Source organism: Halorientalis sp. LT38, from assembly GCF_037031225.1.
In the GTDB taxonomy this organism is placed as follows: Archaea; Halobacteriota; Halobacteria; order Halobacteriales; family Haloarculaceae; genus Halorientalis; species Halorientalis halophila.
Genome location: NZ_JAYEZN010000001.1, coordinates 2,037,029 through 2,050,061, shown reverse-complemented (window position 1 = coordinate 2,050,061; position 13,033 = coordinate 2,037,029). Strand labels below are relative to the sequence as shown.

Sequence of the window (13,033 nt, the reverse complement as noted above, 5' to 3'; positions counted from 1 at the left end):
ATGACCGCTCCCGACTCCGCGACGGCCGACCGTACCGACGAGTTGACCGAACTGGCAAAGCGCCGGGGCTTTTTCTTCCAGTCCAGCGAGGCCTACGGCGGCGTCTCCGGCTTCTACGTCTACGGCCCCGAGGGCGCGACCCTCAAGGAGAACCTCCAGGACGCCTGGCGCGACCGCTTCGTCCGGCGCGAGGGCCACATGGAGATCGAAGCCCCCAACGTGATGCCCGAACCCGTCTTCGAGGCCTCGGGCCACCTCGACGGCTTCGACGACATGATCATCGAGTGCCCCGAGTGCGGCGCCTCCCACCGGGCCGACCACCTCGTCGAGGACAACACGGCGATCGAGGAGGCCGAGTCGATCCCCATCGCCGAGGTCGAGGACCTCATCGCCGACCACGACCTGACCTGTCCCTCCTGCGGGACCGCCCTCGCGGGGGAACCCGTTGAGGACTTCAACCTCATGTTCGAGACGTCGATCGGTCCCGGGTCCTCCTCGCCCGGCTACCTCCGTCCCGAGACCGCCCAGGGCATCTTCGTGGAGTTCCCCCGGCTGAAGGAGTACGCCCGCGGGCAGTTGCCCTTCGGCGTCGCGCAGGTCGGGGCGGCCTACCGCAACGAGATCAGCCCCCGCAAGGGACTGGTTCGCCTCCGCGAGTTCGCACAGGCCGAACTCGAACACTTCGTCGACCCAGAGACCGACGAACCCGACCTGGAAGCGGTCGCGGACGTGGAACTCTCGCTGTACTCCGAGGCCCGGCAGGAAGACGAGGACGGCGAGCCAGTGACGATGACAGTACAGGAAGCCGTCGACGAGGGCGTCGTCGGCAGCGACTGGGTGGCCTACTACCTCGGCGTCGCCCAGGGCTGGTACGAGCGGATCGGCGTCGACATGGACCGCTTCCGCTACCGCCAGCACCGCTCGGGCGAACTCGCTCACTACGCCGCGGACTGCTGGGACGCGGAAGCCGAGATCGGCGGCGACTGGATCGAGATCACCGGCTTCGCCTACCGCGGGGACTACGACCTCACGAAACACGGCGAGCACGCCGACGACGATTTCACCGTCTTCAAACAGTACGACGACCCGATCACCGTCGAGCGCGCGACCGTCGACCCCGACATGAGCTATCTGGGTCCGGAGTTCGGGGGCGACGCCGCCGCCGTGGCCGACGCGCTCGAAGCGCTGGCCGAGCGGGACCGGAGTACCTTCGAGGACGAGACCGTGACGGTCGAGGTCGACGGCGAGGCGAAGACGGTCCCCGTCGAACACACCGGCTTCGCCGTCGAGGAGGTCACCGAAGCCGGCGAGCACGTCACGCCCCACGTCGTCGAACCCTCTTTCGGCGTGGACCGACTGGTCTACACCGTCCTCGCGCACACGCTCGAGAGAGACGAGGCGGGCGAGTCCGGGGACGAAGAGGAAAGCGAGGAGCGCACGGTGCTGAAGCTCCCGCCGGAGCTCGCGCCGACGACGGTCGCCGTCTTCCCGCTGATGGACAAGGACGGCCTCGGCGAGCGCGCGGGGGAGATCGCAGAGCGGCTCCGACGGTCGGGCTTCGAGGTCGCCGAGGACGCCTCGGGGTCGATCGGGCGGCGCTACCGCCGCCAGGACGAGGTGGGGACGCCCTACTGCGTGACCGTCGACTACGACACCCTCGAGGACGACACGGTGACGATCCGGGATCGTGACACGACGGCGCAGGCCCGCGTGTCGGTCGCGGACCTGCCCGGCGTCGTCGCGGACCTGCGCGCCGGCGAGACGACCGTGGACGACCTCTGATGGCGCACGAACTCGCCCGCAGACTCGTCCACGCCAGCGGCGCCGGGGTTCCCGGCCTCTACCTGCTGGACCTGCTCTCCTGGGGGCAGGTGCGCTACGTCCTGATCGGTGGGCTCGCCCTCACGATCGCGCTGGAGATCGCCCGCCTCGGCTTCGGCTTCGAGTGGGTCGTCTACGACGTGCTGACCCGCGAGTACGAACAGGACAACCCGGCGGGCTACGCGCTGTACGTGTTCAGCGGCTCGGTGGTCGGCCTGGTGGCCGGGCCGTCGATCGCCGTCCCCGCGATCTTGATGCTGACGCTCGCGGACCCGATCAGCGGCTTGCTCAGCGCCGACGAACTCAGGGCGGTCAAGCGCCCGCGCGTGCTCGTCGTCATGTTCGTGGTCTGTACGGCGCTGGCGTGGCCCTTCGTCGCGCCCGTTGCCGCAGTCCTGGGCGGCCTGGCCGCCACGGTCGCCGACGGCGTCAAGCCCGTAATCGCCGGCTACGTCGTCGACGACAACCTCACGATCCCCTTCCTCGCCGGCGGGGCGATGGCGCTTGGCGTCGCGCTCGCGCCGCTCGTCTGAACCGGCCGACGCTGGCGCGTCCAGCTAGCGGCCGTCGGCTGCCTCGTCCCGGAGAGTCATGCAGACGCTCTCGAGGCGGGCGACCAGTTCGCCGTCGGGGCCGGTCACGTCGCACTCGACCAGCCCGACCGTACTGCCGTCGTGGACGACCTCGGCGGTGGCGGTCAGGCGCTGGTCCCACACCGGGCGCAGGAACTTCACGTCGAGTTCGAGGGTCGTGAAGGACTCCTCTGTAGCGAGCGTGCTGCCGTAGGCGTAGCCCATCGCCGCGTCGCCAAGGTCACAGAGCACGCCGCCGTGGAGCGTCCCCATCGGATTCGCGTGTTCCGGGCCCGGCTGCAGGGCGATGACCGCTCGCCCCGGTTCGACGTCTTCGAGTTCGAAGCCCAGCAGTTGCCCGATGGGCGGCCCGAACTCCGCGAGCGCTGCGATGGTCGCGGCCTGCCCCTCGCCCTTCGGCGGCTCGCCGCCCTCGTCGGTGAACTGCGCGATGGACCGCTGGAGGTCGGCGTGGTCGGCCGCCAGCGTCTCCAGCGTCGCTGTGACTGTCTCGTCGTCACCGCCCAGTCGCTCGTACACGTCGGCCGGCAGGCCGACCGTCGTCTCGACCGTCTCGGTCTCTGCCATGCGTCCGGGTTCGAACCGGGGGGTGCTAAAACTTCGTTCGCGTATGTACAATCGGGAGTGAATTCCGTCAGTGCAGCCGCCAGAGCTATAGATTCACGGCTCCGATGATTACGTATGCGCGAATACGTTCTGACGGCGACCTTCGAGTCCGGCGCGGACGCCGTCGCCGACGTGTTCATCGACCACCCGGACCTGCTCGGTCGAGCGCTGCACATCACCGCTTCGAGCGCGGGCATCTGGCGCGTCGATCGGTTCGTCGGCCCCGCCGAGGCGCTGGACGCGGTGGAGGCCGTCTACACCAGCGGCGCGGTCTGCAACGAGTGTCTGGGCGATCACGAGGAGTGTACGATCACGGCCGAGTACGAGGTCGTACGGGAGGGGCCGGAGAGTCGCGTGATCTACGGCTACTCGGGCGGCGGTAGCTACTGTCACTCGGTCCCGTTCCACGCCGGCCGGGCCTTCGGCGACGGCCTGGCGTTCGACGCGCGGCGCCGGGGGAACGTCTACGAGTGGCGCGTCCTGGTCCCGGGGGACCCCCCGATCGGGGACCTGTTCGACGACCTCCGAGACGGACTGCCGGACGGAATCTCGCTCTCGCTCGGGCAGGTCGGGACGCCCTCGACGTGGGGCACGACGACGACGCTGGCGGATCTGCCCCACGAGCAGCGCGAAGCGCTCGAGGCCGCGGTCGACCTGGGGTACTACGAGACGCCGCGGGTCGCCGACCTCGGCGAGGTGGCCGACCGCCTCGGTCTGGCGAAGTCGACGCTGCGGTACCGCCTCCGCCGTGCGGAGGCCTGGCTGACCGAGACGGTGGTGGAGTCCCACGAGGTGCTCGGCGCGCCCCGGTCCGTGGCCGAGGACTGACGGGGCTTCACTTTCACCCCGGGACGCGAACGCTTAACCGGTGGTAGCGGATATCCGTCAGCAATGGCAGCGACCGACGAGGTCGGACACGTCGACCACCCGCTGGTGACCGAGGGGCTGCTCGAAGACCGGCAGTACCAGGTCACGCTCGCCGACGCCGCCCTCGACGATCACACGCTGATCTGTCTCCCGACGGGGCTGGGGAAGACGGCCGTCTCCCTGCTGACGACCGCCGAGCGCTTGCACGAGGACGGCGGGAAGGCCCTCTTTCTCGCACCGACCAAGCCCCTCGTGACCCAGCACGCCGAGTTCTACCGCGAGGCCCTGCAGATTCCGGACGACGAGATCGTCGTCTTCACCGGCGAGGTCAGCCCGGACGACCGGGCCGCCCTCTGGGACGACGCCCGGATCGTCGTCGCCACCCCGCAGGTCGTCGAGAACGATCTGGTGGGTAACCGCATCTCCCTCGCCGACGTGACTCACCTGACCTTCGACGAGTGTCACCGCGCCAGCGGCGACTACGCCTACAACTACATCGCCGAGCGCTACCACGAGGACGCGACCGACCCGCTGGTGACGGGGATGAGCGCCTCCCCCGGCGGCGACGAGGAGGCCATCCTCCAGGTCTGTGAGAACCTCGGCCTCCGCGAGGTCGAGGTGATGACCGAGGACGACGCCGACGTGGCCGAGTACACCCACGACACCGACGTGACCTGGGAGCGCGTCGAGTTGCCCGAGGAGATCCTCGAGATCCGGGACGGCCTGAACGATGTCATCTCCGATCGACTGGAGAAGCTCAAGCAACTCGGGGTGACGAACAAGACCAGTCCCGACCTCTCGGAGAAGGAACTCGTCCGCATCCAGGGACAGCTCCGGGAGCTGATGGACAACGACCAGTCGGAGGGCTACGAGGGGATGAGCCTCCACGCCGAGATCCGGAAGCTCAACACCGCCGTCAACTACGTGGAGACCCAGGCCGTCGAATCCCTCCGGCGGTACTTCGAGCGGTTGAAACAGGCCGCCCGCGCCTCGGGCGCCTCGAAGGCCGACCAGCGGCTGATCTCCGATCCCAAAGTAAGAGAAGCGATGCGCCGCGCCGAGGACTACGACGACCTCCACCCGAAGTTCCGGCAGACCCGGATCCTGCTGGCCCAGACGCTCGGCCTCGACGGCGGCGAGCGAGTCATCGTCTTCACGGAGTCCCGCGACACCGCCGAGACCCTCACCGACTTCCTCGGCGAGCACTTCGAGACCCGGAAGTTCGTCGGGCAATCGGACACCGAGGGCAGCGACGGGATGACCCAGACCCAGCAACAGGAGACGCTGGACGCCTTCCGCGCCGGCGAGTTCGAGGTGCTGGTCTCGACCTCCGTCGCCGAGGAGGGCCTTGACGTCCCGGAGGTCGACCTCGTCCTGTTCTACGAGCCCGTTCCCACAGCGATCCGGTCGATCCAGCGGAAGGGCCGGACGGGGCGACAGACGGAGGGGAACGTGGTCGTCCTCCTGGCCGAGGACACCCGCGACGAGGCGTACTTCTGGAAGTCCCGCAACGACGAGAAGCGCATGGAACGGGAGTTGCGCGACCTGAAGTCGGTCGCCGGCGAGATCGAGTCCGAACTGATCGAGGAGGCCACCATCGACGACTACGCCGACGCCGGATCCGACGGATCCGACAGGTCCGACACTGGAGGCGAAACGGAGGGGTCCGCCGGGAGCGCCGGCGGGAACTCCGCGTACGTCGAATCGACCACAGCGGCGCAGTCGTCGGGACAGTCCGGACTCTCGGCGTTCGCGACCGACGGGTCGGACGCGTCGGCGAGCGGAGGCGAAACGGAGGGGTCGGGAGAGTCCGACGACGTACCAGTTACTGGAGAGGAAACAGAGGGGCTCGGGGGCGATGACGTGTCCGACGACGAGGCGTCCGGTGACGATTCGGGTGAGACGGAGGGCGTCGTCGCCACCGCCGCGCCGGACGGGGAGACGATCGAGATCGTCGCCGACCAGCGGGAACTGGACTCGTCGATCGCCCGGGACCTCTCGACCCGTGACGGGATCGAGACGCGCCTGGAGACGCTCGCGGTGGGCGATTACGTCCTCTCGGACCGGGTGGTGATCGAACGCAAGTCCGTCGCGGACTTCCTCGACACCCTGACGGGCGGGGACCGGTCGATGTTCGAGCAGGTGGGCGACGCCGGCCGCCACTACGCCCGGCCGGTCGTGATCGTCGAGGGCGCGGACCTCTACGGCGAGCGCAACGTCCACCCGAACGCGATCCGGGGGGCGCTGTCCTCGCTCGCAGTGGACTTCGGCGCGAGCGTCCTCCGGACCGAGGACGAGGACGACACCGCGGACCTGCTCGAGGTGATCGCGACGCGCGAACAGGAGCAGGCGGACCGCGAGGTGAGCGTCCACGGCGAGAAACAGTCGAAGACGGTCGCCGAACAGCAGGAGTACGTGGTGGCGTCGATCGCGGAGGTCGGCCCCGTCACCGCGCGATCGCTCCTCGAACACTTCGGGAGCGTCGAGGGCGTCATGACCGCCAACGAGGACGACCTCACTGAGGTCGAGGGCGTCGGGGCAGTGACCGCAGAACGGATCCGCGAGGTCGTCGGGAGCGACTACTCGGGCTAGGTCAGCGGTCCGCGCGGTTGACCGCCGCGAGCGCGTCGGCGGCCTCCTCGACGGCCCCGAGGTAGGCCCGCGTTCGTTCGAGGTCGTCGCTGTCGGCGGCCAGGGCCGTCAGCCGGTCGATCGTCGCGGTGAGTCGGGCCCGCGCACTTGCGAGATCGCCCCCCGTTTCCACTGCAGCGCCCGTCGTTCGGGGCGCTCCGCGCTCCGCGGCCGGGGGCGTCGCGTTCCCGACCCCCTCCGTTTCGACTGGAGCGACCGGCTCGGATTCGGGTGTGGCGGTCGGGTCGTCGGCTGGCCCTGCTCCACCGGAAGGAGTGCCAGTGGCGTGGCCCTGGGATCGGACGTTCGCCGTCTCGTCGCCCGCTGCCGACGCCGTACCGTTGGTCGCAGCCTCCGAGTCGGCAGTCGCCGCGTTGGCGGGGTCCGCCGTGGGGGCGTCGGCGCGGTCGGCCGTCTCCTCGCCGTCCGCCGGGACGTCCGCTGCGTCGTCGGCCTCGGTGAGGACCTCCTGGCAGGTCGGGCAGAACTCCTGGCCCTCGTGGCGGAAGATGGGGTCGCCGCATGTGCCGCAGTGGGCGTTCGTCATCGTCGCCCCTTTCAGGAGGAGGTCGCTCATCCGCTCGGTCGACTCGCGGTCCTGCTGGTCGTCCGCGTACTTCTCGCGTAACTTCTCGCGTTCGGCTTCCTTGTCGAAGTCGCTCATGTCCCGGTGTAGACGGGCTGGCGGAAAATGACTTGCGGGGTTCCCACGGCGTCCCGGCGTGACCCAGAGGGCGACTCACCGCGTGGCCGTCCGGGACGAGTGCCGCGTCTCGCTGTCCGCAGGCGGAGAGTTGGTGGCCGGCTCGGCATCGTCGGTGGCGGGAAGGGTGATCGTGACCCGGGAGCCGGAGCCGTCGTCGGTGTGGATGGACACCTCGCCACCGGAGGCGGAGACGCTCCAGTAGACGAGCCACAGCCCGAGCCCCTGGCTGTGTTTCAACTGCGTCTCGGTGCCGGAGACGAACACGTCCTGCTCGAGGTCCGGGATGCCCGAGCCGTTGTCGGCCACGCTGAGGCGTACCGCATCGCCCGCGGCCGCGACGGTCACGGTGACCTCGGGTCGGTCGGCGTCGTTGTGCTCGACGGCGTTCTCGAGCAGGTTCTCGACGGCGGTCGCGAGTGCCTCTTCGCTGGCCGCGAACGCGTGTGCGGACTCCGGCGCGGCGAATCGCCAGGCGACGGTCGGGTGCGCAGTTCTGAAGGTCGCGAGCGCCCGCTCGGCGACCGTGACCACGTCGACGGACTCGCGGTCGACCTCGGCGAACCTGGTGTGCTGGATCATCTCGCGGGCCTTCTCGCTGACAGCCATGATGTCCTCGACGGTGTCCTGGATGACGTGAACGGCCTCCCGCTGGCCGTCGTCGACGGACGATTCCAGTTCGTCCGCCCGGCCGAGGATCACGGTCATGTCGTTACGGAGGTTGTGCCGGAGCACGCGGTTGGCCACCTCCAGGCGCTGCTCGTAGGCCCGGCGGTCCGTGACGTCCCGGAGGACGACCCCGCGACCGGTGAGGCGGTCGTGGTGATCGTAGAAAGGGGTGACGTGGCAGTCGTAGGACCGCTCGGTGCCGCCGATGGTCGCCGTCAGGGTCCGTCCGTCGAGACCGTCGAGGTCGCCGTCCCCGAAGACGACGTCGACCTGGCGTCCCTCGGTCGGCGACGAGTCGAACACCCGTCTGGCGACGTCGTTGACCTCGACGATCACGCCGTCGGCGTCGGCGACTATCAGCCCGTCGCCCATGCGCTGGAAGGCCTGTTCCCGGGCCACGGGCGAGCGGTCCACCAGGTCGTAGTGGAAGATCGTGAGCCCGAAGAAGACGGCCGTGATCGACAGGGCGAATGGGGTCAGATCGAGGTCCGGAATCGGTCCCGCACGGAGGGTGAACAGGACGTGGGTCAACATCGACGGTAACCCGCCGAGGATCAACAGCCCGATCTGGCGTCGGTAGAGCGTCGACGACCGGACGAACTCGCGGAACAGGATCACGATTCCGACGGAGACGATCACGTAGGCGTACCCGACGAGGACGACGTAGCCGGGGCCGAGCGAGATGGAGAGGACCGGCCCCCAGCCGGTCTCGGTCAAGCCAGTCGCCGTCCACATGATGGAGTGGCGGGCGTTCGTGAGCACGAGTGTACAGAAGAGGATCGGTTCCAGGGCGAGCAACGCCACGCGGCGACGCGTCAGCCAGCGATCCGCGCCCACGTAGCGGACCGAAAACAGGAACCAGAGGGTCGGGACGGGGCCGGCGAAACAGATCGCGATCCGGAGCCAGTCCATCTGGGCGGGGGCCGTCGCGTGCCCGAGCTGGATCGCGTACGCGAGCGCCCAGCCCGAGGCCGCGACCAGGAGGCCGACGAACGCCGGCCAGTGGGGCTCGGAACGGGCGTCGCGGACGAACCAGAGAGTCCCGGCGGTCACCGTGGCGGCGACGAACCCGCAGATCGTATAGAGCGAGAGCGTCCAGGACATGGTACGGTTCCCGCCACCTCGGGACGGGGCCGGCCGGTGCGACGCCGCGCTGGCGACGGGTACGGTGGTACTCCTCCGGTCAGCAGGCGGTTAAATGTGACTCCCAGTTATCACACCTGAGTCCAGTGAGCGGCGAGCGGAGAGCCGTCGAGTGTCGAGACGGATCGGATCGGGTCACGTCTGCAAGCCCAGTACACCGGTTTTATCGATCTATCCGCTCCCAGTTCGGGGGAGTGACCGTTCGTCCGAGTTTCTAATTCGAGATCTTGCGGCCGAGTGATCGGTCCGGAACCGTCACCGTCTCGAGACGAAACGAGGGGCGGTAGGTCGCGGGAGTGGACGCCGACGGACACCGGCGGGCAGCCTCGGAAATCGAGGGCCTGGCTCGGGCACTGCAGACCGTCGCTGACGGGAGCAAAAAGAAGAGTTTAATTCTCCGGGGCCGGGAGCATCATGCGATATGACGAAGGTTACCATAGTGGGCGCGGCGGGTACCGTCGGTGCCGCTGCGGGGTACAACATCGCCCTGCGCGACATCGCGGACGAACTCGTCTACGTCGACATCCCGGACCAGGAGGACGTCACGATCGGGCAGGCAGCGGACACCAATCACGGCGTCGCCTACGACTCCAACACGACGATCCGGCAGGGGACCTACGAGGACTCCGCCGGCTCCGACGTGGTCGTCATCACCGCGGGGCTACCGCGCCAGCCGGGCCAGACCCGGATCGATCTGGCTGACGACAACGCCCCGATCATGGGCGACATCATCGGCCAGCTCGAAGAGCACACAGACGACTTCGTCTCGATCACCACCTCGAACCCCGTGGACCTCCTCAACCGCCACCAGTACGAGGTCGGCGACCGCGACCGCCACAAGGTCATCGGCTTCGGCGGCCGCCTCGACTCCGCGCGCTTCCGCTACGTCCTCTCCGAGCGCTTCGACGAACCGGTCCAGAACGTCGAGGCCACCATCCTCGGCGAGCACGGCGACGCACAGGTCCCCGTGTTCTCGAAGGTGCGCGTCAACGGCACCGACCCCGAGTTCTCCGCGGACGAGCGCGAGCAGATCCTCGAAGAGCTCCAGGAGAGCGCCATGGACGTCATCGAGCGCAAGGGCGCGACCGAGTGGGGCCCCGCCACGGGCGTCGCCCACATGGTCGAGGCCATCGTCAACGACACCGGCGAGGTGCTGCCGGCCTCGATGAAACTCGACGGCGAGTACGGCTACGAGGACGTCGGCCTGGGCGTCCCCGTCAAGCTCGGCGCCAACGGCGTCGAGGAAGTCGTCGACTGGGACCTCACCGACGGCGAGACCGACCTGCTCGACGAGGCCGCCGACAAGCTCTCCGAGCAGTACGAGAAGATCTCCTGAGCGGCGCTCCACGCGAAATCGAACCCGTTTTTTCCGACCCGTCGTCGCCGCTCAGCGGTCGCCGCGATTGCGGCGCCGCTCGTCGCCGTACCGTCGCTCCTGCAGGTCGGGCTCCCCGCGCGGAGCGGCGCGCTCCGTCTCCCGGTCCGAGCGCGTGCGGTCGCCGACGTCCTCGCCCACGAGCGCGGCCCACTCGTCGATGTGTGAGCGGTTTCGGTGTCCCATGGTCACAGAGGTATGGATACTCGGCGATTTGTATAACGATTATGTCAGCGATCGAGAGAAGTTCGGCGTCGTGAGGTCGCGGGAGGCCCGGGTCGAGCGGTCGCTGTTCAGTCGTGCCAGTTCTCGGGCACCTGGATCGTGTACCGCCCGTCCTCCTGGAGGGCGATGATGTACTCCTCGCGGTCGTACAGCTCCATCAGGTTCAGTTCGTACTGGCCCGGGCTCAGGACCTTGATGCTCTCGAACTGGTCGTTGAGCTCCTCGCGGAGTTCGCTCAGGTCCGGGCGGTCCTCGCTGGGCTCGGCGGCGACGCGGCCGTCGCCCTCGGTGACGGTCTCGGGCGCCGGAGCGGAGCCCGTGGCGTCGGCGTCGCGGTGCTCGATTTCTCCGGCGTCGGCGCCCGACGGGATCTCGTCGGGACTGACCACCTCGCTGCGGGCGTCGGCCTGGGCCGCGTCCTCGGTGGGCGTCGGCTCCGGGGCCGGTTCGGTCGGGATCGACTCGCTGGGCACCGGGTCCGGAGCGTCCTCGGCGGGCGCGCCCGCGGTTGGGGTGTCGCCCGAGCCCCCGACCAGGTCACGAACCGTCTGGGCCGCGCTCCCGACGGTGCGGGCCACCGTGGAGTCGGGCGCGGGCGGGTCCGGGGGTTCGGCCGACGGCTCGGGCTCGTCGGGCACCGCCTCCGTCGAGGGGTGGAACTGGAACTTGTTCCCGCCGCAGTCGGGACAGCCCGACAGCATCTCCTTGGAGCCGTCGTCGAACACCTGGCCACAATCCGTACACTGGTGGGGCATTATTTCCGTGAGACCAGGGCGCTGATCAGCGTCTCGTCTTTGTGCAGCGTCTCGATCTGGTTCGCCGGCCCGATCACCGTCAGCTTCTTCGTCTCCTCTTTGCCCATCAGCCGGTTGAGCAGCCCCGAGTCCGTGCTGCCGGACTTGGGGTAGGTCTCGATCTCGATCCCGTTGAACTCGTCGGGGCTGATCTCGGTCATCGTGACCTCGATGAGCCGGGACTCCTCGTCGGGGGAGAGTCCCTCCTCGAGGATGACGATGTTGCCCTCGTGGACCCCGTCGAGGATCATCCGGATCTTCTCCATGGAGGTCATGTTCTCCATGCGCTCGCCGCTGATGAGGTCGATCTGCACGCCGTCGCCGCCGTCGTCGGCTTTTTTGACTTCAGGCATCCGTGGTCACCCGAAGTACTCCGCGATCTTGTCGTAGACCTCGTCCATGTTGTCGCCCTCCAGCGCCGAGAGGGGCAGCGTCTCGTGCTGGGGGAAGGCGTTCTCGATGCGGCGGACGTTCGAGTCCTCGAGGTCGGTCTTGTTCGCGAGGATCAGGACGGGGAGGTCCTGACTCTCGATGATGCCGACGAGCATCGTGTTCACCTGCGTGAACGGGTCTTCGGTCGAGTCGAGCACGTAGAGGACGCCGTCGACGTCCTCGCGGAGCCAGTGCATGGCCTCGGCGACGCCTTCGGTGGCCTCGCGGGAGCGACGCACGGCGTCGTCTTTCTCCATGTCGTGTTCGAGGAACTCGGTGTAGTCGACCTTGGTCGTCACGCCGGGCGTGTCCACGACGTCGATGGTGACCGACTTGCCGTTGCGCTCGATCTCGACGTTCTCTTTCCTGCGTGCGCGACGCGTCTCGTGTGGAATGTGACTCTCCGGGCCGATAGCGTCACCTGTCCAGTCGCGTGCGATGCGGTTCGCCAGCGTCGTCTTCCCGGCGTTTGGTGGACCGTAGATACCGATTCGCTTCGGGTCCTGCGCCGAGAACAACGACGAAATACTGTCTCGGATGTCCGTGATCAGTCCCATCCTGGGCCTCCAGCTCTCACCGTGAGAGCGTGTCTGCGGGTACTTCCCGACCGAATTAACTTAAGTATACGTCAGACAAACATATTTCAACCGACACGAGAAGTCGTTCGCGGAGCCGGGACAGAGCGTACGAGGGACGGCAACCGGCGGACGGGACCGAATTCGGGACGGCACCTGTCACGAACTCGAACGGACCGGCGCGACGGGACCGGAGCGATCGGGAATCGCCGAGCCACGTCGACGGAACGCCGAATCCGCTGGCGGGCGAGGAAGGCAGCTGGGAGAATCGGTCACACGGACGGGAGCCCCCCACCCCTTCGTTTCAGGTGGAACGTGCCGACGGGGTGGGCCGGGGTTCGAGCGGTCGAGCCGCTCGGGAAGCGGTGTGATCCAGCGGGAGAGGGTGTCTGGAGATGGTCCGCGACCGTCTCGGTGATTTCACGAGCGATGGGCTGGACAACGACTAGCAACCCACTAGCAACCTACTAGTTCCACTAGAAGAAAGGGTTCTACGACCTAGTGCGGATTTGGTTTATGGTGTGGTGTCTTAACTCTTGCCCTCTCTAGAACGGGGGGTCCCCCCACCCCACTTCTTTCCACTCCACCCGAAACGAAGG

The 13,033-nt window shown here is 68.1% G+C and carries 12 protein-coding genes; 5 read left to right on the top strand and 7 right to left on the bottom strand.

Features of this window, described 5'->3' with window-relative positions:
• Positions 1–1,782, top strand: a complete 1,782-nt coding sequence (glyS, locus tag U5918_RS10440) for a glycine--tRNA ligase (RefSeq protein ID WP_336001293.1) — start codon at positions 1–3, stop codon at positions 1,780–1,782.
• Positions 1,782–2,354 carry a dolichol kinase gene (locus tag U5918_RS10435; protein WP_336001292.1) on the top strand — a complete coding sequence of 191 codons (573 nt, stop codon included), beginning with the start codon at positions 1,782–1,784 and terminating at the stop codon, positions 2,352–2,354. The genes glyS and U5918_RS10435 overlap by 1 nt, the downstream gene beginning before the upstream one ends.
• Positions 2,355–2,378: 24 nt before the next feature.
• Here the strand turns inward: U5918_RS10435 and U5918_RS10430 are convergent, their stop codons facing one another.
• Entirely contained in the window at positions 2,379–2,981 is a 603-nt protein-coding gene (locus U5918_RS10430; protein WP_336001291.1) for a PaaI family thioesterase, read from the bottom strand.
• A 114-nt stretch (positions 2,982–3,095) separates the two neighbouring features.
• Here U5918_RS10430 and U5918_RS10425 point away from each other — a divergent pair, with 114 nt between their 5' ends.
• Both U5918_RS10425 and U5918_RS10420 read left to right on the top strand, forming a co-directional pair.
• Complete coding sequence (locus U5918_RS10425; RefSeq protein ID WP_336001290.1) at positions 3,096–3,848, top strand: helix-turn-helix domain-containing protein; 753 nt, start codon at positions 3,096–3,098, stop codon at positions 3,846–3,848.
• 63 nt (positions 3,849–3,911) lie between these two features.
• On the top strand, positions 3,912–6,479 hold the full coding sequence (locus U5918_RS10420) for a DEAD/DEAH box helicase (protein ID WP_336001289.1): 2,568 nt from the start codon (positions 3,912–3,914) through the stop codon (positions 6,477–6,479).
• Between the two features lies 1 nt (position 6,480).
• Here the strand turns inward: U5918_RS10420 and U5918_RS10415 are convergent, their stop codons facing one another.
• Complete coding sequence (locus U5918_RS10415; protein WP_336001288.1) at positions 6,481–7,182, bottom strand: Sjogren's syndrome/scleroderma autoantigen 1 family protein; 702 nt, start codon at positions 7,180–7,182, stop codon at positions 6,481–6,483.
• A 75-nt stretch (positions 7,183–7,257) separates the two neighbouring features.
• Positions 7,258–8,994 carry a histidine kinase N-terminal 7TM domain-containing protein gene (locus tag U5918_RS10410; RefSeq protein WP_336001287.1) on the bottom strand — a complete coding sequence of 579 codons (1,737 nt, stop codon included), beginning with the start codon at positions 8,992–8,994 and terminating at the stop codon, positions 7,258–7,260.
• A 460-nt stretch (positions 8,995–9,454) separates the two neighbouring features.
• On the opposite strand from U5918_RS10410, the gene mdh reads away from it, so the two are divergent.
• Positions 9,455–10,369, top strand: a complete 915-nt coding sequence (mdh, locus tag U5918_RS10405) for a malate dehydrogenase (protein ID WP_336001286.1) — start codon at positions 9,455–9,457, stop codon at positions 10,367–10,369.
• A gap of 51 nt (positions 10,370–10,420) precedes the next feature.
• Here the strand turns inward: mdh and U5918_RS10400 are convergent, their stop codons facing one another.
• The 4 genes from U5918_RS10400 to U5918_RS10385 form a co-directional block, all read right to left on the bottom strand.
• Entirely contained in the window at positions 10,421–10,600 is a 180-nt protein-coding gene (locus U5918_RS10400) for a hypothetical protein (protein ID WP_336001285.1), read from the bottom strand.
• Between the two features lie 101 nt (positions 10,601–10,701).
• Positions 10,702–11,388 carry a Zn-ribbon domain-containing protein gene (locus tag U5918_RS10395; RefSeq protein WP_336001284.1) on the bottom strand — a complete coding sequence of 229 codons (687 nt, stop codon included), beginning with the start codon at positions 11,386–11,388 and terminating at the stop codon, positions 10,702–10,704.
• The gene (locus U5918_RS10390) at positions 11,388–11,780 is read right to left on the bottom strand and encodes a DUF2073 domain-containing protein (protein ID WP_336001283.1); all 393 of its coding nucleotides are present in this window, start codon (positions 11,778–11,780) and stop codon (positions 11,388–11,390) included. The genes U5918_RS10395 and U5918_RS10390 overlap by 1 nt, the downstream gene beginning before the upstream one ends.
• Positions 11,781–11,786: 6 nt before the next feature.
• Positions 11,787–12,416 (bottom strand): Era-like GTP-binding protein, encoded by a 630-nt coding sequence (locus U5918_RS10385; protein WP_092663780.1) that lies wholly within the window; start codon positions 12,414–12,416, stop codon positions 11,787–11,789.
• Positions 12,417–13,033: the final 617 nt, after the last annotated feature.